This is a genomic window from Microcoleus sp. S36b_A4, from assembly GCF_036700645.1.
Lineage (GTDB): Bacteria > Cyanobacteriota > Cyanobacteriia > Cyanobacteriales > Microcoleaceae > Microcoleus.
On the sequence record NZ_JAUBPI010000045.1, the window covers coordinates 15127 to 32837 of the forward strand.

The window sequence follows — 17711 nt, forward strand, 5'->3', positions numbered from 1 at the left end:
ATATCCACCTTATTGCTGAATTGAGTATCAAAATAAACGAGGTAAGAAAGAGGTTATGCTTGTCTTCCTGGCGATCGCCTTGTGGTTAGCTATTAGACATCTCCCGAAAACTTCGTTAAGGGCAGGCAGGATGCCTACCCCCTAATCCCCGCAGTAGTTATGAGAGAGGTCTATTGGTTACTCAGGAATCGCGGAGGGATATACTCCTGTAGCAACTAAGACAGGTTTGTTGGTATACTCGGCTTCTAGCTTCTGCTTCAAGGTCAAATCCCATTGCAGATCGTAGTCCCGCTCAAGTTCAGCGAGGACAAACGAACGCAACTCGCCGGTTACGGCAACCTTCTCACCTTCTCGCACGCTTGGTTGTGGAACTGTGTGTATCACTAACAAGTCTTGTCCGCCAATTAATTTGTCTTCATCCAAGGTGAACGAGTTTGGACTTCTGAGGCTTTCGACTTCACCGCTGACCGCCAGTGTCTTGCCGTAGTATTTTTGGGGGTCTGAGGTGAGTTCCCCCGGTGTGGGGGCTAGCGCCATCGATTGTGCAACGATCGCAGGTTTACTTTCGTACTCGGCGTACAAGTTTGACTCTAAGCCTAATTTGTACTCGCGCTCAATATCTGCAAGGACAAAATTGCGAACTGTTCCCGTTACTTGAACTTCTTGACCTGATTCAGCCGGCAGCACAAAAGGCTTGCCGGTGGCATTGACAACCAAAATCGGTTCGCTGCCAAAAAACTCCTGATCGCTAACTGTAAAGGTCGATGGCCCCAATTTTTTGACTGGTTCACTTCTGATGGTGACAGTTTTGCCAAGCAGTTGTGCTGTGTTATCAACCACATTCTCGGTAGTCGTGGCAACCGAACCGGGTGTTCCAGGTGCAGGTACAGGTGCCGTTGCTTGCCGCTGTGGGGTAGTACAAGCCGGAAGCAGCATAGCTGCTAGTGCGAGTGCGATCGCTCCTCCCTTAGCATTCGAGAGCTTTTGAGTGTAATTGTTCAAACGATTATTAACCATTGAAAAACCTCCTTGATTTTTTCTGTGTATTTTGTTGATGAAACTAATGAATTTGTGTTCAAAACCCGGTCTTTTTATTGCTGAATTCAAAAAGAGTTAACCATCAGGTTGAATTCTTAAAACCCCTTGATTGCGATCAAAGTTACTCGTTTAATCTCTGGAAACTGCTACCATCCCTGTTTCATAACTAGACATCGGTTTAACTTTCAGCAGCCCTCCATCTTCGCGCACCATTGTGACAGTCAAAGGCGTTGGTAGATTGTGCAGAACAATTTCTGCTTTACCTGCTAGCATTCGGGATTCAGTATGCCCGACTTTGGGCGGGCAAATAGTCGCGAGTCGCTGCTCAATTTTGAAACAGTACCAACGTTTCTTCACTGGTGCGATCGCCTCTACTAGAACTGAGATTCACCTCGTATCGGGTTCCTGGTAGAGAAATGGTCGGCTTAAAAGCAAAACTGAATTTACCTTGTTCATCCGCCCGAATTGTGCGTTCGAGGATATTTCGTTCAACTCCAAACAAACCTGCCACAGAAGAGGTAGCCTGAACGTTGACATTAACTGTCGCATTTGGGGCGCTGCGTCCTTCCACTTCAACAGTCCCGCTGACGCGAGCATTTTCTTCGGGAGTGATAATTTCTAGCGGGATTTCGGCAGTGTTGGAACTGCCATCATCGCCAGCAATTAGCTCTCGATCTAAACGGGAACGAATAACTTGATTTCCCGACTGCAAACTAGCAGTAACCGCCGCACCTGCAGGGGGGAAATAATCTTGGCTGCGGATCGTATATTCCCCTGTGTAAACGCCGTTGGATTCTTCCCGCATGGGGATGTTATAAGCAACTCCTTCAATGGAGAAATTAGCTGTAGCGTTGGGAGTGCCGAGCAATTTGAAATTGAGCGTGGTTCCCGGAGCTAACTGCTGTACGGATCGAGCAGTGAAGCGGTTAATAGACAAAGATTGAAAGCGGCGATCGTTATAACGAGCAACTAAAGGTTGTTGCAAGCGGGTGCTACTGATGCGATCGCCTTGTTGCAAATTGGCCCGCACAACTGTATTTTCGGAAAGTCGATCGCCCTCGCGAATCATGTAGCTTGCCTCGTAGACTCCCGGTTGAACCTCCCGCATCGGCAGATTTTGCACTGCATTGGGGATAGTCAAGGTAGCCCTCGAATACGGGACTCCTCGCAACACGAAAAATAGTTCAGTTCCTGGCTCTAATCGCTGTACTGGATATGCGGTAAAACTGTCAATATCCGAGCCGACTACTCTTCGTTGAGCTACTTGGATAGAGGGTTTGAGACTAGCTTGAGCAATTTCCGGTAAATAAAGGGTTGAACCCAACAGAACCAGTCCAATTGCCGTTGAAAATGATTTTATTTTCATAAAATCCTCCTAAATCGAAACAACCAACCTCTTGCAGTAATAATGTGAAAATTTCAATTAATTATTAAATTTTTACTTTTGCTAAGGGTCGATTGTCTGTGTTCTACGTTCTACATTCTTTCAAAACGTTGCTTATATATCTATTTAACCTCAACTCTCAAAAGCTTGCCATCTGTCGGAGGCAATAAGAAAATATCTATCTGATGAAAGATGTTTGAGTAAAAAATAATGAATTTGCGAGTTAAGTGCGATCGCTCGGACTATTGGCGATAGATGCTTGATTCCCCACTGTCGCACTGGGGCGCATCCATTCTTGCAACGTCCATAAGCTAGTTATGGCAGCTATTGCAGCTCCAAAACTATCCATAATCAAATCAATAATCGTATCATTCAGGCTCTCAATCACTTCGGTTGAGAGAACAATACCAGCCGTCCATTCGGCAACTTCCCACAAAGCACCAATTGCAATCCCAAAACTGGTTATTGTTAGCAAGTACAGCATTTTATGGTTACGAAAAATAGTCAGCATTGAACTGTACGCTAAAAAACTCAATGCTAAAGTCACGGCAAAAGTCGTGAAAGCATGAACAATTTCATCATAAAGCCCCGGTTGGTAAAACAGTCCGAAAACCCAGCCTCCGGCGTTGAGTAAGGCAGCAAGCACAAAGAGGAAATCAAACAGCGTTGGCAAGCGATCGTCCATCACCACAAACACCAGTGATGCTACTAAGAATAAAGCTAAACCCAAGGCATTTTGCCATTTTCCCTGACTCAGAGCAGCTATTACTGCTATTGTTAATAACGCCTGTCCTACCCAAGCTGTAACTCTATAGCCACGCCAGTTTGTAGTCATCATCCCTCTCCGTCTATCTTAAGATCATACATTCCCGACTTCTCTAAAAAATCAGAGTTTTCCATGCCCTTTTTGTGGTTTATTTGAGTTCATTTTCTAGAGGTCATCTTGAGCAACTTGGGCCTGGTTTAAGGCAGCAACCAAGGTAACTCCACCTAAAATATTACCAATTAGAGTAGGTATCATGAATTTGCCAAAATATTCTGGCCACGAAACAGCTTTAATTGCCACGGCATAGAAAACTTCCACCGATCCGGCAATAATATGAGGAAATTCACCTAGCCCAACCAGGGAAGTGATGATAACAATTACCCAGAGTTGGGAAGACTCAGCGGCGGGGAGAAGCCAGACCATTAAAGCAATCAACCAACCAGCAAAGATAGCCCGCAATAAAGTTATCCAAAATCCTCCATCGATAACTTTTAAACCTATTTCACCAAACGCTTTTTGAAATTCAGGCGGGAAGACTCCAACCTGTGCAACTATTGAGGCAAATATGAATGCACCTAACAAATTGCTTGCTAAGACAATTCCCCATAATCGCAGCACTCGCATAAAAACTTTGCGTCTGCGATCGTTTAACAAAGGCAGAATGACAGTCAAGGTATTTTCAGTGAACAACTGCTGACGCCCCATCACTACGATGACAAAGCCGATACTGTACCCAAGGCTGACAATGATAGAACTCCAAGATTGCTGGGGTAAATTTGCTTGGAGTACACCTTGAGCCACTAGGGAAAATCCCATAGATAGTCCTGCCGCTAATCCAGACCAAGCTAGGGCTGAAACTGGACGACACAACTCACTTTCACCCTCAACCCTAATCGTTTCGTGAATGATTAAGGCAGTGGGACGGATGCGCTCAATGATCTCTTCACGATCGCGATCGCTTAGTTCCAACTTTTGTTGACCCAGCAATTCTATTGCTTGGCTGGCTCGATCGCAATTTTGTGTCATCTCGCTCTTGTTAAATTATATGAACTTCGTAGTTCTCAGCATACAAACTAAACAATAGCGACGCCCCTAACCTGAGAATGAGCTTTGGGTTTTTCTAAAAAGTATGTATAGAGAAAAACTCGCCGTGCAGCATCTATCTTAAGTTGGGTAATTTTAAAATTGAATGTAAAAGCAATATATCTTAAGTAAGATATTTGGCTATTTGCTTTAATTTTGCACAATCTTTCCCATACAGAGGTGTTTGGTTGGCAGGCGTTGTATTAAGCATGAGTTTTATTGGTATTACCAGCATTATTGGTTTGTTTGTTTGGCAAGTTTCACTGCCTTTTGTGGACTGAATTCTGGCATTCATACTAGCCTTAATTCCCTGTAGGGGCGCAATTTTAAGCGTAAGTCCACCGCTGCTGCTGGCTTTATTAAATTTGCCTTCAAAAGCAGGCGCGGTGTTGTTGCTTGATTTCCCTATTCAACAAATTGAAGGCAACTTGGTCACGCCTATCATTATGGAAAAGCAGGTATCTCTGCTTCCCGCTTACACCTTAGCTCTCTTGACAGCATTCGGATTTTTATTTGGCTTTTTGGGATTATTTTTAGCGCTACCAATTCTAATTGTTATTCAAATCTGGGTTAAAGAAGTTTTAATCAAAGATATACTAGACCCCTGGCAGACTGCTCCATCAGAGCCAGTTAATAACCCATAAAGCTATATTTGTCAAGCCCAATTAATGTGAAGTTTATTAATCAATCAACCGATGAGACTCCCGCTCAAGACAGATGACAAAAATCTCTAAACAAAGTAATTATTAGATTAATAAATGATAATATAAATCGTTTGTTTAAGAACTAAGTTAACTGGAAAGGAATGCACCATTGCCTATGCCAGCAGTCGTTAACAACTAAAGTATAAAAAATATGAAACGGGACAACTCACCCACCGACAGCATTAAAGACTCAATTGGACAGGCAGCTTCTCATCCCTGGTTTGAGCGACTGGCAAGATTGGGATATGCTTCCAAAGGCTTAGTTTACTTTATTGTCGGTTTTTTAGCAGCACAAGCAGCCTTTAGTATGGGCGGCAGGACAACAGATACTAGCGGTGCATTATCAGAAATTGTTAACCAACCCTTCGGTAAATTTCTGCTATTTCTTGTAACGATTGGCATTATTGGTTATGCCCTTTGGCGTATCGTTCAGACAATTCTCGACCCAGAACACCAAGGACAGAAAATGGATGCCAAGCGCATAGCCCAACGCATTGGCTACGCCTTAAGTGCTTTAGGTTATGCAGGTTTGGCTTTAACGGCTGTAAAACTGATAATGGGTTCGGGCGGTGGTAAGAGCGATACAACCGAAGATTTGACAGCCCAAATTTTAGCGCAACCGTTTGGACAATGGCTGGTAGGATTGGCAGGCTCAATTGTTATTGGTGTAGGATTTTCTTATTTTTACGAAGCATATAAAGCCAAATTTCGTCGCCATTTCAAGCTAGATGAAATGAGCCAAACCGAGCAAACTTGGGCGACACGGTTGGGTCGATTCGGAATTGCTGCCCGTGGAATTGTTTTCGTTATAATCGGTTTTTTCTTAATTCAAGCAGCAAGGTTATCGGATGCCAGTCAAACGAAGGGATTGGGCGATGTGTTGGGAATTCTAGCACAACAGCCTTTTAGTCCAGTGATTTTGGCTCTAGTACCTGTGGGTTTAATTGCCTATGGCATCTACTCGGTAATTGAAGCTCGCTATCGGAAAATTTTGCGTTCATAAGCTTGCCCGTTATACAGAGAGTTTTGAGTACAACAAGTTTTTTGAATTAAGAACTTATCTAACTCAAAGCTCAAAAATTTTACAAGGTGTCCTGATAAAATCACATACTTTATAAGTCTGGAGATTTTAACTCAAAACTCAGGGCGAGCACGGGGGCACCGCCCGTACTCAACTCAAAACTCCTAAAAACTGATGGCACAAATTGGTTATCATGCTTCCCACGAACAGTTTAAGCCCAGCGAACTGCTGAAATATGTCAAAATGGCAGAACAAGCTGGCTTTACCCATGCCCTTTCTTCCGATCACTTTCATCCTTGGAGTGAAGCGCAAGGACAAAGTGGTTTTGCTTGGTCTTGGTTGGGTGCAGCAATGCAAGCAACGCCGAGGCTTTCCTATCGGGTTGTTTGCGCTCCCGGACAGCGGTATCATCCGGCTATTATTGCCCAAGCTGTGGCAACGTTGGCAGAAATGTTTCCCAATCGTTTTTGGCTAACGGTTGGCAGCGGTCAAGCGTTGAACGAACATATTACTGGGGATAAGTGGCCTACTAAGAGCGATCGCAACACGCGCCTCAAAGAATGTGTCCATATTATCCGCGCCCTTTGGGCAGGAGAAACCGTCACCCATCGCGGTTTAGTGTGCGTAGAAGATGCAAAACTTTATACCCGCCCGGAAATTCTCCCATTAATTATCGGCGCGGCAGTTACCCCAGAAACCGCAGAATGGTTGGGCAGTTGGGCAGATGGATTAATTACTACTTCTCGCCCACCTGAAAAGTTAAAAAAAGTCGTCGATGCGTTTCGTCGCGGTGGTGGAGAAGGGAAACCAATGATTTTGAAAGTGCAGCTTTCTTATGACAGTAATGCAGAGAAAGCACTACAAGGCGCTCATCATCAATGGCGTAGTAACATCTTCAAAAGCAAAATGTTGACAGAACTGATAACACCCGATCAATTTGATGCGGCCGGGGAGTTTGTGCAACCAGAGGAGTTATATCAACACGTCCGGATATCGGCAGACCAAGAGCAGCATATTGAGTGGTTGCAAAAAGATATTGAATTGGGGTTTGATGAACTAATTTTGCACAACGTTAACCGAGAACAAGAGCAGTTTATTGAGGTATTTGGCGAAAAAGTAGTGCCAGCGCTGACAAAAAATTGATCTTGGCATCTACCTAATTCAAGACTTTGAATTCTGATTTAATAATTGCTGCATCTCAGCCCGCAAGGCAGCAATTTCAGTTTGAAGTGCTGCAATTGATTTCCCTCCTGCTAATTCTGCTTCGTCATCCTCTGCATCGCGACCAATAAAAAATGTGGCGATGGTCGCAGTTACATAACCAAAAACCGCAAACGCATAGAGTGCCAGAACAAGGCAAAGTATGCGACCTTCTGGCGTTTTGGGCCAATATTCCGAACCCATTGTCATCATTAGCATTGCGGTCCACCATAAGGCTGTGCCGTAATTATTTAACCCGGAGGAACCATCGGCGACATCTTTTTCAAAAGCATACATCCCTGCTGCACCTACCAAGGTAATAATTATCGTTAGTCCTACGACATAACCAAATCCGCGACGGCTAACACTCGCAGCTAATGCCCGCATCCCTCGATTCGTACCAGTCATAACTCGCAACAACTGCAAACTTCGCACAGCCCGTGCTGTTTTGAATGCTCGCACCACTCGTACAATCCTCAAGGTACGCAAAGCAGGCAACAGCAGAGAAAAAGCCGTTATCCAATGGCTTTTAATATAGGAAATTTTGCGGGGAGCCAAGGCAAATTTAACTAGAAAATCGGCAATAAAGATAATCCAAATAGTAGTGCTAACGACTTCTAGCAGTGGATTTAATCCCCAAGTTAATTCAATAATAAATAGGGCTAGCCACACAAATGCCAGCACCAGCATGGGAGCTTCCAGCCAATCTTCTAGCTGTTGCAAAATCTGGCCTTGCTCTTGTTCTATGGCTTGTTTTTCGGCTAGGTTGGGGTTGTTCATTTACCTACCAAATCATTAAAAGTTAGTCTTTTACGCTGCATTTTAGCATAAGCTTTCGCCACCGGCACAGCAGTAAAGCCGTGGGGGATTATTGACGCGCAAAAAATTAGGCAACCAATGACCCAATCTAAATCTAATCCCGTTTTACGTAGCGCCAGCATGGCATAGAAAACTGCTGCCGCACCCCTTGGACCAAACCATCCTAAAAACAAAGTATCCTACCAGCTTTTTAGCTGACCCAGCTCATGCGGGCGAAGACAGCGCAACTAACTACAAACCCTTGTTAAATTCATTCCCACTCTAACGTCCTTCCCTCTTCACGTCCAACTCTTCGCGACGCAGTGTTTCCGCTGCCTCAACAATCTCCGTTTCAACTTCTTTCCTGATGTTAACTTCTTCGCGCACGAAAGCTTCTTTTTTGATATCAGCAGTTTCTTCGTAAACTTCCATACGCATCACCTTTTCCTGCTGGAATGGAGTATTCCGATTTACGGGCGCACCTGCCGTCCCTGGAGTTATACTTTCAATTACAACTCGCTCTTTTTCTGTGGGAATTGAAACTCGTGCCGTTTCGGTTTCTACTCGCTTGCCAATTGCTACCTCGCCAGCTTTGTGACGGCTTTTTTCTGCAACCAGTCGTTCTTCGTAGAGTCGGAATTTGTGATGCTCGCGCTCGTTCATCTGATACAATTGAGGCTCTTGTTCGTAAGTGTAGGTGTTGCGATCATAACCAGCAGCCCTAGCTTGGTTAGAGACAGAATGCGGCATAGAAACTGGTGCAGATGCTTCTATAGGCAATGATGCTTCTACAGGTGCAGACCCTTCTACCGTTAGAGTACGATAAACACCCCGCACTTGTTCTTCATAATCGTAATCAACTACCATTCCATCCTCATACCTGGGTAGTCTTTCTGCTTGGTCTTTACTCTTCAAACCCGTCGCGTAGATGCGCTCTGCATCAACATCCACTCGACAAAGAGCAACTGGAACTAATACCTTCTTGCCAAAAATCCAGAAACCTGTGTCAACAACAAAATATCGGAAACGTCCTGTCTCATCAACTAGCGCGGTATCGATGGAGCCAATCTTCTCATCTGTATTTCCAGCATAGATATCCAGGCCTTTGATATCTTCGCCATTAAAAGCCGCTTCGCGGTAGTGGGGATTAAAATCTTCAATTTTGTAAAGTAACATAGGAATCCTTCCCTTTCTATCTACATCAACTTATGCCTCCATTTTAGATACAACTCAAATTTGATGCTTCCTTCTTATGAAGTATTAAATAAAACAGAATAGTACGATGAGTATATCTATTTTAATTTTTTTTCTGTCTCTGGATAGATGAATTCTCATTTTTTATCCATCTTCCGCTCCCTCAAGTTTCGCAATTTGAACTTTGAACAACTTTGCCTTTGTTATACTACTCCCTCTGTTTAACTATTATTATGAATATATGCAATGCCGCCTCTTCAGCAAGCAATTTTCCATAACTGATAACTAATAACTAATAAAAACAAATTCCCCGGCCTAACCAGGGAACGAAAGATATTCAAAAAAGTAATGTTGTTTTAATAAATTGAATTTGCCAAAAAGCGGCGATAATTTAGTAGCAGCGATTGTTGATTTGAGAGCAGACGCCGGGGCGGGCAGTCCTGTGCAGGTGCCGCACCCGATCGCATTTTCCAGTCTCAAGAAAACAGTTGCATTCATATTTGAGTACCACTTAAGCTTGGTTGCTGTTGCGAGTCTGGCTAGCCAGCTCCAACAGTTGCGCCCAGCGTTTTTGGACTTGTTTGGGAGTGCATTTGAGCGCGGTGGCGATCGCCTTGTCGCTTTCTTGATTCCGCTTCATTTCTAACAGTTGCTGCATTTCGGGCGCAAGTTGAGCGCGAAATGCTTCCCATTTGTCTGAAGTCATTCCCAGCTTTTGATCGACATCAGCACCCAGCCATTCGTGGACGAGTTTCCAATTTTGAGTGCGGGCAAATTTTTCGACGTGGTACTTGAAACGTTGTTGCAAGTAGTCGCGCTGGCGGGAAGACAAACCGAGCACGCGGTCAATTTCCGAAGCCGAAAGGTCTTGCAATTTTAAAGTTAAGTAATTCACGCATTCTGGCTGATTTTGCGATTCCAGATAGGCGATCAATTCCGAGACTACTCGATCGCGCAACACAGCATCAGCCGGATCGACAGTTTCCGATACCATTTGCTCGCGCACTTGTTGCAGCGCCGGAGAGCGGCTGTACATTTCCGCATCTTCTCCCTTGCCCGACTCTACAGCCATTTCAATGTCGATCGCAGTTTCGGGAGGCTGACCCTTGGCAAATCCTTGAGCGCGCAACACGATCAGGCGTTGGCGGTTGCGGCCGGGCAAACCAATTTGGCGCTTGGCGTAGTGCTCGGTAAAAGCCATGTACTCAGCCAATTCTAGCTGCGTGCGGGGCTGGTAGGTGACATCGAGTTGATGTTCGCGGCGGAAAGCTCGCAGAGATTCGATGTAAAAGCCTTGCAAAAAGTCTTCAATCATGTTGTAGCGAGCTTGGAAGTTCAAGTTAGATCGGAAAGAAGCAACATGGCGGTAAATCATAGCCGCGAGGTGAGAATGCAGTTCGACGCGGCCTTGTTTGGAACCGAGGCGGTAGTATTGCAGGGTTTTTTGCAACCGGTGCTCCGCCAAGGTGATTTGCCAAGCTTCAACTTCGCCGGAAATTTGGATGCGATCGCTCTTTTGGCAAATCCGTTCGACTTCCTTAGCAATCCGCATCGCCACTGCTTGAGCGCTACGGCTGGCAGTTTTCATTTCCCCTTGCAATTCTTTGAGGGCGAAGTTAGCCAAAGCGAGGATATCGATGCTGGGAAGAGTATTGATTTCGGCGGTTTGTTCGCTGGATGCAGCCGGAATGCTGTTGATGTCAGAAGCGGTGTTGCAGTTGACGGTGTTGGTGGCAGCTTTGAGAGTCATGGCGTTTATCGGGTGGTAGGGCACAGCGGGTGTGCAAGGACATTTGTCAGAGAGTGAGGTGGCAGTTGCTGGCGGTTTCGCTTGCTGTGCTGATTCAACTCTCTATACATTGAATGTTACGGAAGTAGAGATAACCGTAGTTATGCCAGTGTTCCACTCTCTCATGCAACAGTTTTTGGCTGCTGAATCTGATTCTAATCGCTGGCTGTGGAAGATTGGTTTTATTGCCGTTAAAGCCTTACTTGACAAGCATTCTGAGCTGTTATGTGCGTGGGGCGATCGCCAGGAAAATGGAGGGTGCTGCGAGGCCGCTGAGTGGACAATCTAATAACTGGCTATTTGAGGCGGTTTTGGCCGTTAGAGATTGTGGAATCGAGACTTGGCAGAGTGTAGCTATCTGCAATGTCTTCAGAACCTACGCAACAGCAGTTAGGAAACCCGGTTAATCTGAAAATTTGATCTTATCCAAGAAGCAAGAAGGAATCAGAAAGAAGCACAGAGAGCTTTGTTTGCCAACAATTCACCCTGATTCTTTCTCTAATACCAAAGTCACCGGCCCGTCATTCTCGATCGAGACTTGCATCATCGCTCCAAACAAGCCTGTTTCGACTTTTAAGCCGCTCTGGCGCAACTTTTCGACAAATTTATCATAAAAAATTTCGGCTCTTTCAGGAGCCGCTGCTCGGTCAAAGGAAGGCCGCCGACCTTTGCGGCAGTCCCCGTAGAGCGTAAACTGACTGACAACCAGCAACTCGCCGCCGATGTCTTGTACGGACTTGTTCCAGCGCCCGGTATCCCCGGCAGAGTCGGGAAACAAACGCAATTCCAGGCATTTGCGAGCCATCCAATCGAGTTCTGCTTCGGTGTCGGTGTCTGCAATACCTACAAGCAAGTTAAGTCCGCAGCCAATTTTGCCGACAATTTGACCTTCAATTTCTACTTGAGATGATTTTACTCGCTGGATGATGAGTCGCATGGGAAATTAGAAATGCTTAAATTTAAAACTAAAAATCAAAAGGTAAACTTACCTTTTTAATAAGAATTATGAAAAAAAACCCGGTTTATCGGATAAATCTTGGTTGTCACCGCGAAATCTCGACGAAAAAACCGGGTTTCTAGCCAGTACACCTCTGTTCTGCTTAATTTTCAACCTTTAGTTTTTCCCAAAACCTTTGCCGCGATTGGTTGAAGGCATACAAAGACAGTTTTCGAGTTGCGATCGCAAAGTCTCGGTATCCAAACCCTGACCGATGAGAACAAGCTGGTTTTTGCGATCGCCTTTCCACTCGTCGTCATCCATCGTAAATCGCTTGCCACTCAAGTGAAAAATATGCCGTTTGGGACTTTCTTCAAACCACATAATCCCTTTCGCGCGAAACACATTTGTTGGCATTTGTTTGTCTAAGAAATATTGAAATTTTCTCAGAGAAAACGGTTTGTCGCTCTGGAAAGAAATTGAGGTAAATCCGTCATTTTCTAAATGGTCGGAGTGGTCGTGATGGCTGTGGTCGTGATGGCCGTGGTCGTGATGTTCGTGACCGTGATGGTCGTGATGTTCGTGATGTTCGTGATGGTCGTGATGTTCGTGATGTTCGTGATGGTCGTGATGGTCGTGATGTTCGTGATTGCTAGGAGTTTCTTCAGATTGGAAATATTTGTCAGATTCAAACAATCCGACGCTGAGGACTAGCGGTAGGGGAACTTGCGATTTTACTGTTCGCAGAATTCGAGCACCTTCTTTGACATCGCGAATTTTAACTTCCAACAAATCTAAATCTGCTTCTTCAACCAAATCAGTTTTGTTGAGGATAATTATATCGCCGTAAGCTATTTGACTGTAAGCTGCTTGAGAGTTGAACAAATCTAAGCTGTAGTTGGCTGCATCTACTACTGTAACTATCGAATCGAGACGAGTCAGGTCGCGCAGTTCTGTGCCTAAAAAAGTCATTGCTACTGGCAGCGGGTCGGCGAGTCCGGTTGTTTCAACTACCAGATAATCGAGATTTTCTTGACGTTCCAGAACTTTGTAAACTGCATTAACTAAATCTTCATTAATAGTGCAGCAGATGCAGCCGTTGTTCAGCTCAACCATGTTGTCGTCGGTAGTGACAATCAGTTCGTTGTCGATACCGATTTCGCCAAATTCATTTACCAAAACTGCTGTTTTCAAACCCTGCTGATTGGTCAGGATGTGGTTGAGCAGGGTTGTTTTGCCGCTGCCGAGAAATCCTGTAATGATTGTAACGGGCAATCCGTGTTTGGGAGCTTCCATCGCCAGTTCTGTCTCGGACTGAGTTGTAGATTGCATAGCTTGAATGTCAAATAATGTCGATCGCACTTTCTTTGTGGCTCTTATTGTATCTTAATTAGGACAAGGCCTGGTAAACCCAGTTTCTCGGATAAATGTTGGGTTTGGTGGCATGGTATCTACGCATCAACCGGTAATCAGCCCGATAGTGCAAAATAAGTGGGCCGCTAATTATCGGCAATTGCTAAGGCGGTCGAGCGCACTTTTTTATTTCTTTGATAAACTTTTTTCCAGAGTACCTGTGGCAGTTAGCCTACAAGCTGTGTTCCAGGTAAATCCAGCAGCGACAAATTTGGGGCCGAATCAAGCCCCGTGCGATCGGCAAATTCCCGCTAATCTATAATAATTTTAATTATCGACCTGCGTAAAATATTGAAACCTCAACTATCAACGAAAACAGGGCGGTGGCTAACAACAGCCACCGCCCTCAAGATAGTATTGCGCTATCTAAGTCTGTGCTTACGCAGGAAGCAAGACTGAATCAATAATGTGGATGACACCATTATCAGCAGCAACATCGGCTGTTGTAACGGTAGAATCATTGATTTTGACGCCGTTGGAAGCATCAATTTTCACTTCAGAACCTTCAACTGTCTTGGCAGATTTCAGCTTGACCACATCAGCGGCCATAACTTTGCCAGAAACGACATGATAAGTCAGGATTTTTTTGAGCTTAGGAATGTCCTTAAGCAGTGCTTCTACAGTACCTGCGGGAAGCTTAGCAAAAGCTTCGTCAGTAGGCGCAAAAACAGTGAAGGGGCCCGCGCCTTTAAGAGTATCTACTAAACCAGCAGCTTTGACAGCAGCAACTAGGGTTGTAAAAGATCCAGCCGAAACGGCGGTATCAACAATATCAGCCAAGTGAGTCACCTAGTTTGTGTAATCTATAAATCACTATAACGCTAAAAAGTTAATTTAGCTACATTAATTTTTTCTGTAGTTCTGTCTGGTTTTCTGCTTATTTAAGATAGCATTTTTTATTTAACTCTTTTCCTAAAATACCTATCTAAAGGTAGATATTTCTTTTGCTGTTTTACTGTATTTTTATTTATTCATGTAATCCTAAATACATTAATAAGACGATCGCCCCTGCGCGCTGTTTAAAGTAAACGCAGGGGCGATCGTCCAGAGCCCCGGAAGCTAAGGCATTTTGATTGACTTGGCAAAACATTAAACATTAAGCACAGCACTAAGGCCTCGTAAAGCCAGCCACCCGACTGATGGCAACAGTTGGGGAAATCCCGATCTAAACTGTTAACAACCATTAATTAGCGGAAGGGTGACATGAGATATAAACTACTAGGTCACAGCGGACTTCGCGTTTCCGAAATCTGCCTCGGAACCATGACTTTTGGGGAAGAGTGGGGCTGGGGGAGTTCCTACGACCAAAGCCGTAAAATGTTCGACGCCTTTGCAGAATCGGGCGGCAATTTCATTGATACCGCGAATCTCTACACCAACGGTACTAGCGAAAAATATGTTGGTGAGTTCATCGCAGCAGATCGCGAAAAATGGGTAGTTGCAACTAAGTATAGCCTCAACATGAAGAATGGCGAAATCAATGGTTTCGGCAACCACCGCAAAAATATGGTACAAGCAGTAGAGGCCAGTTTGAAGCGATTGCAAGTTGAATACATAGATTTGCTGTGGCTGCACGCTTGGGATTTTACCACACCCGTCGAAGAAGTAATGCGCGCTTTTGACGATTTGGTACGCGCCGGTAAAGTTCTTTACATAGGCATTTCCGATACGCCGGCTTGGATTATTTCTCAAGCAAATACGATCGCCAATCTGCGCGGTTGGACACCATTTATCGGCTTGCAAATCGAGTATTCTTTAAAAGAGCGAACTCCTGAACGGGACTTGATCCCTATGGCAAAAGCCTTTGATATTGGCATCACAGCTTGGAGTCCCCTAGCAGCCGGTTTGCTGACAGGAAAATACAACACTTCAGAAACAGCCAGCGAAGCTAAACGGCTGAATTCACCTGAATCGGGAAAAATTAACGAACGAGACCTCAAAATTGCTGACGAAGTTAGCAAAATAGCAGCCGAAATTGGCAAACCTGCTTCTCAAGTAGCCCTAAATTGGCTGATCCAACAGCCAGTCGAAGTTATTCCGATTGTGGGTTCGCGCAAACTCTCGCAACTTCAGGAAAATCTCGCTTGTTTGGAGTTTACATTAAGCCCGGAACAAATGCAGCAGTTAGACAAAGTAAGTGCAATTGAATTGGGTTTCCCTCACGATTTCTTAAAGAGTTCGACGGTGCAAGATTTTGCCTTTGGAGGAGGAATCGCCAAAATTGACAGCCGCCGACTGTAAAGTTGCTGCTATTTTCTAGCCGCGGGTTTACGTGGATATTTGGCGTTCGATCGCAGATATCGGCGAACCCGCCCTGAGAGGGATGATTGATATTTGTGCTGTGGGCGCGAGGTAAAACTGACGCCCACAGCGCAAATGTCATCACCTTGATTTCTTGCCACAGACTCGCGCAAAATCTTAGGTTTATCATTGCGGTTGCCTGGATTCTCTGTTATTGTTGAGACAGGTACTTTCCGGTGAGTTTAACCCCACTCTATAAACTGTCAATTGTTAATCTATCGGAAGTCAGAAATGTCTGCTAATTATCTGTATATTAGGATACAAATTTTCCTAATTAGCGATCGGATGAGTTAAAAAAAAGCAAGGTTTGTCAAATCAAAAAGCAACATAAACTGGATGGCAAATTTTGTCTCATCTTCAAATAAAGCAATAAAACTCGCTCTTTTTTCACCCCGTACCTGCCAGTTAAAAGTCATTTTACAAGGTAGATCGGCATTTTAAGGGCTTTGTAACCCCGCATACAACCTAGGTGTCTCCTGAGAGAAAAGTCATCCTTCAGATAGAAGTTAGGGCAGAAAAACTGGGTTACATTTAACAACAATAGCAAGTCTAACAATATTAACTTATCTCCAAGTTTCAATTCTGAAAAAAGCAGATAAGCGTGTTTTCCCGCAGCAAAACAGTTTCTTTGTTTGGCTCCCTGAATGCGGCGCTTGCTCGTCAATAAATGTTCTCAGATTTATGCTTTCGACTTTCAGTAAGACAATGCTGAGAAATATATCCTATTGACAAATTTTAACTGACAAATTTTCATTGACAAATTCCAGAGGCTAATATGTCGCCCCCAGAAAACTCAGTAAACAATAAGTATAGCAATAAAAGTCGAGCATGGGAGATCCGATTTACCTCTATAGATCCAGCCAAATCACTCTCTCAATTTGCTCCATCGGCCGCATTGCGCGCCAACTTATCAAAAGCTGATGCTTTAGAGGCACCAGATTTAGTTTGCCTGTCTCATCTGCGGTGGAATTTTGTCTATCAGCGTCCGCAACATCTCTTGAGTCGCTGTGCAAAAAGTCGTCGCGTATTCTTTGTAGAAGAACCTATGTTTAGCGAAGCTACAGATTGGTGGCTTGATGTCAGCATCCACGAAAGCGGAGTCTGGGTAATCGTACCGCACCTGAGCGAAGGAATCAGCGAAGCAACAGCACAAACTGCTCAACAAGCCATGCTAGATGATTTGTTTCGATCTGCCGAAATTAGCCACTACATCCTCTGGTATTACACACCAATGGCTGTCAGTTTCACAAACCACTTAAAGCCGCTAGCTGTAGTTTACGACTGCATGGATGAACTGTCAGCATTCCAAGGCGCGCACCCGGATTTAAAAGCCAATGAAAACCAATTATTAAAGCGCGCTAGCGTAGTATTTACCGGGGGACACAACCTTTACGAAGCTAAACAGCACCAGCACCCAAACATTCACGCCTTCCCCAGCAGCATCGAAAAAGAACACTTTGCGACAGCCAGGAATCTTTCACAAGAACCGGCGGATCAAAAAGACATTCCTCACCCGCGTTTGGGATTTTATGGCGTCATAGACGAACGCATGGATATCGAACTGCTGGGGGGCATTGCCCAAGCAAGGCCGGACTGGCATTTAGTCATCATTGGCCCGGTGGCGAAAATCGATCCGACAACTCTGCCAACTCACCCAAATATCCACTATCTCGGCGGCAAATCTTATCAAGAACTGCCAGCGTATCTTGGCGGATGGGATATCGCCATGCTGCCTTTTGCGATCAACGAATCGACTAAGTTTATTAGTCCTACGAAAACTCCAGAATACCTCGCTGCCGGAAAACCGGTGATTTCTACTCCTATCCGCGACGTGGTGCGGCCGTACGGAGAAAACGGCTTGGTTCGGATTGCTAGCAATTCTGAAGAATTCGTTGCTTGTGCCGAAGAAATCCTCAGCGAAAGTTCGGACGTTCACACCAAGTGGCTGAGTGAAGTAGACGCCTTTTTAGCAGACAATTCTTGGGACAATACCTGGGGCGAAATGCTGGGGTTGATCGAAAGTGCGATCGACGAGAAACGGCAGAAAGCCGAAGCCAAGATGAAAGTTTTAAGTTAGGAAGGT

The 17711-nt window shown here is 44.8% G+C and carries 19 protein-coding genes; 6 read left to right on the forward strand and 13 right to left on the reverse strand.

What is annotated here, in order from left to right; all coding sequences use genetic code 11:
* Positions 1-177 precede the first annotated feature (177 nt).
* The 5 genes from QUA03_RS16045 to QUA03_RS16065 form a co-directional block, all read right to left on the reverse strand.
* Entirely contained in the window at positions 178-1017 is an 840-nt protein-coding gene (locus QUA03_RS16045; protein ID WP_333213265.1) for a hypothetical protein, read from the reverse strand.
* 150 nt (positions 1018-1167) lie between these two features.
* Complete coding sequence (locus QUA03_RS16050; RefSeq protein ID WP_333213294.1) at positions 1168-1395, reverse strand: hypothetical protein; 228 nt, start codon at positions 1393-1395, stop codon at positions 1168-1170.
* Positions 1364-2404, reverse strand: a complete 1041-nt coding sequence (locus QUA03_RS16055) for a hypothetical protein (RefSeq protein WP_333213266.1) — start codon at positions 2402-2404, stop codon at positions 1364-1366. Before QUA03_RS16055 ends, QUA03_RS16050 begins: the two co-directional genes overlap by 32 nt.
* Before the next feature lie 241 nt (positions 2405-2645).
* Positions 2646-3260, reverse strand: a complete 615-nt coding sequence (locus QUA03_RS16060) for a hypothetical protein (RefSeq protein ID WP_333213267.1) — start codon at positions 3258-3260, stop codon at positions 2646-2648.
* Positions 3261-3353: 93 nt separating this feature from the next.
* On the reverse strand, positions 3354-4214 hold the full coding sequence (locus QUA03_RS16065; protein ID WP_333213268.1) for a formate/nitrite transporter family protein: 861 nt from the start codon (positions 4212-4214) through the stop codon (positions 3354-3356).
* 350 nt (positions 4215-4564) lie between these two features.
* Between QUA03_RS16065 and QUA03_RS16070 the strand changes: the two genes are divergently transcribed.
* The 3 genes from QUA03_RS16070 (at position 4565) to QUA03_RS16080 (ending at position 7139) form a co-directional block, all read left to right on the forward strand.
* Positions 4565-4915, forward strand: coding sequence for an AI-2E family transporter (locus tag QUA03_RS16070; RefSeq protein WP_333213292.1), 351 nt, complete (start codon positions 4565-4567; stop codon positions 4913-4915).
* Positions 4916-5126: 211 nt separating this feature from the next.
* Positions 5127-5978: a DUF1206 domain-containing protein gene (locus QUA03_RS16075; protein WP_333213269.1), complete on the forward strand. Its 852-nt coding sequence runs from the start codon at positions 5127-5129 to the stop codon at positions 5976-5978.
* A 192-nt stretch (positions 5979-6170) separates the two neighbouring features.
* Complete coding sequence (locus tag QUA03_RS16080) at positions 6171-7139, forward strand: TIGR03885 family FMN-dependent LLM class oxidoreductase (RefSeq protein ID WP_333213270.1); 969 nt, start codon at positions 6171-6173, stop codon at positions 7137-7139.
* Positions 7140-7157: 18 nt separating this feature from the next.
* Here QUA03_RS16080 and QUA03_RS16085 read toward each other — a convergent pair whose 3' ends face one another.
* From QUA03_RS16085 to QUA03_RS16100, 4 genes are all read right to left on the reverse strand, one after another.
* Positions 7158-7976, reverse strand: a complete 819-nt coding sequence (locus tag QUA03_RS16085; RefSeq protein ID WP_333213271.1) for an ion transporter — start codon at positions 7974-7976, stop codon at positions 7158-7160.
* Positions 7973-8188: a hypothetical protein gene (locus tag QUA03_RS16090; protein ID WP_333213272.1), complete on the reverse strand. Its 216-nt coding sequence runs from the start codon at positions 8186-8188 to the stop codon at positions 7973-7975. Before QUA03_RS16090 ends, QUA03_RS16085 begins: the two co-directional genes overlap by 4 nt.
* 88 nt (positions 8189-8276) lie before the next feature.
* Positions 8277-9170, reverse strand: coding sequence for a DUF2382 domain-containing protein (locus tag QUA03_RS16095; RefSeq protein WP_333213273.1), 894 nt, complete (start codon positions 9168-9170; stop codon positions 8277-8279).
* Positions 9171-9699: 529 nt separating this feature from the next.
* On the reverse strand, positions 9700-10938 hold the full coding sequence (locus QUA03_RS16100) for a HetZ-related protein (protein ID WP_333213274.1): 1239 nt from the start codon (positions 10936-10938) through the stop codon (positions 9700-9702).
* A 31-nt stretch (positions 10939-10969) separates the two neighbouring features.
* Here QUA03_RS16100 and QUA03_RS16105 point away from each other — a divergent pair, with 31 nt between their 5' ends.
* The gene (locus tag QUA03_RS16105; RefSeq protein WP_333213275.1) at positions 10970-11266 is read left to right on the forward strand and encodes a hypothetical protein; all 297 of its coding nucleotides are present in this window, start codon (positions 10970-10972) and stop codon (positions 11264-11266) included.
* 192 nt (positions 11267-11458) lie between these two features.
* Here the strand turns inward: QUA03_RS16105 and dtd are convergent, their stop codons facing one another.
* The 4 genes from dtd to QUA03_RS16125 all read right to left on the reverse strand — a co-directional run bounded on the left by dtd (position 11459) and on the right by QUA03_RS16125 (position 14417).
* The gene (gene dtd / locus QUA03_RS16110) at positions 11459-11914 is read right to left on the reverse strand and encodes a D-aminoacyl-tRNA deacylase (protein WP_333213276.1); all 456 of its coding nucleotides are present in this window, start codon (positions 11912-11914) and stop codon (positions 11459-11461) included.
* A 177-nt stretch (positions 11915-12091) separates the two neighbouring features.
* Positions 12092-13246 (reverse strand): GTP-binding protein, encoded by a 1155-nt coding sequence (locus tag QUA03_RS16115; RefSeq protein WP_333213293.1) that lies wholly within the window; start codon positions 13244-13246, stop codon positions 12092-12094.
* 459 nt (positions 13247-13705) lie between these two features.
* Entirely contained in the window at positions 13706-14107 is a 402-nt protein-coding gene (locus tag QUA03_RS16120) for a fasciclin domain-containing protein (RefSeq protein ID WP_333213277.1), read from the reverse strand.
* A 187-nt stretch (positions 14108-14294) separates the two neighbouring features.
* Entirely contained in the window at positions 14295-14417 is a 123-nt protein-coding gene (locus QUA03_RS16125; RefSeq protein ID WP_333213278.1) for a hypothetical protein, read from the reverse strand.
* Between the two features lie 113 nt (positions 14418-14530).
* Here QUA03_RS16125 and QUA03_RS16130 point away from each other — a divergent pair, with 113 nt between their 5' ends.
* Positions 14531-15568, forward strand: coding sequence for an aldo/keto reductase (locus QUA03_RS16130; protein ID WP_333213279.1), 1038 nt, complete (start codon positions 14531-14533; stop codon positions 15566-15568).
* Between the two features lie 835 nt (positions 15569-16403).
* Positions 16404-17705 (forward strand): glycosyltransferase family 1 protein, encoded by a 1302-nt coding sequence (locus QUA03_RS16135; RefSeq protein WP_333213280.1) that lies wholly within the window; start codon positions 16404-16406, stop codon positions 17703-17705.
* The last annotated feature ends 6 nt before the right edge of the window (positions 17706-17711 follow it).

Bases quoted from the DNA above. Each gene is read 5' to 3' on its own strand.
- QUA03_RS16045 (WP_333213265.1), bottom strand. From the start codon at position 1,017: ATGGTTAATAATCGTTTGAACAATTACACTCAAAAGCTCTCGAATGCT.
- QUA03_RS16055 (WP_333213266.1), bottom strand. From the start codon at position 2,404: ATGAAAATAAAATCATTTTCAACGGCAATTGGACTGGTTCTGTTGGGT.
- QUA03_RS16060 (WP_333213267.1), bottom strand. From the start codon at position 3,260: ATGATGACTACAAACTGGCGTGGCTATAGAGTTACAGCTTGGGTAGGA.
- QUA03_RS16065 (WP_333213268.1), bottom strand. From the start codon at position 4,214: ATGACACAAAATTGCGATCGAGCCAGCCAAGCAATAGAATTGCTGGGT.
- QUA03_RS16075 (WP_333213269.1), top strand. From the start codon at position 5,127: ATGAAACGGGACAACTCACCCACCGACAGCATTAAAGACTCAATTGGA.
- QUA03_RS16080 (WP_333213270.1), top strand. From the start codon at position 6,171: ATGGCACAAATTGGTTATCATGCTTCCCACGAACAGTTTAAGCCCAGC.
- QUA03_RS16085 (WP_333213271.1), bottom strand. From the start codon at position 7,976: ATGAACAACCCCAACCTAGCCGAAAAACAAGCCATAGAACAAGAGCAA.
- QUA03_RS16095 (WP_333213273.1), bottom strand. From the start codon at position 9,170: ATGTTACTTTACAAAATTGAAGATTTTAATCCCCACTACCGCGAAGCG.
- QUA03_RS16100 (WP_333213274.1), bottom strand. From the start codon at position 10,938: ATGACTCTCAAAGCTGCCACCAACACCGTCAACTGCAACACCGCTTCT.
- dtd (WP_333213276.1), bottom strand. From the start codon at position 11,914: ATGCGACTCATCATCCAGCGAGTAAAATCATCTCAAGTAGAAATTGAA.
- QUA03_RS16115 (WP_333213293.1), bottom strand. From the start codon at position 13,246: ATGCAATCTACAACTCAGTCCGAGACAGAACTGGCGATGGAAGCTCCC.
- QUA03_RS16125 (WP_333213278.1), bottom strand. From the start codon at position 14,417: ATGTTTTGCCAAGTCAATCAAAATGCCTTAGCTTCCGGGGCTCTGGAC.
- QUA03_RS16130 (WP_333213279.1), top strand. From the start codon at position 14,531: ATGAGATATAAACTACTAGGTCACAGCGGACTTCGCGTTTCCGAAATC.
- QUA03_RS16135 (WP_333213280.1), top strand. From the start codon at position 16,404: ATGTCGCCCCCAGAAAACTCAGTAAACAATAAGTATAGCAATAAAAGT.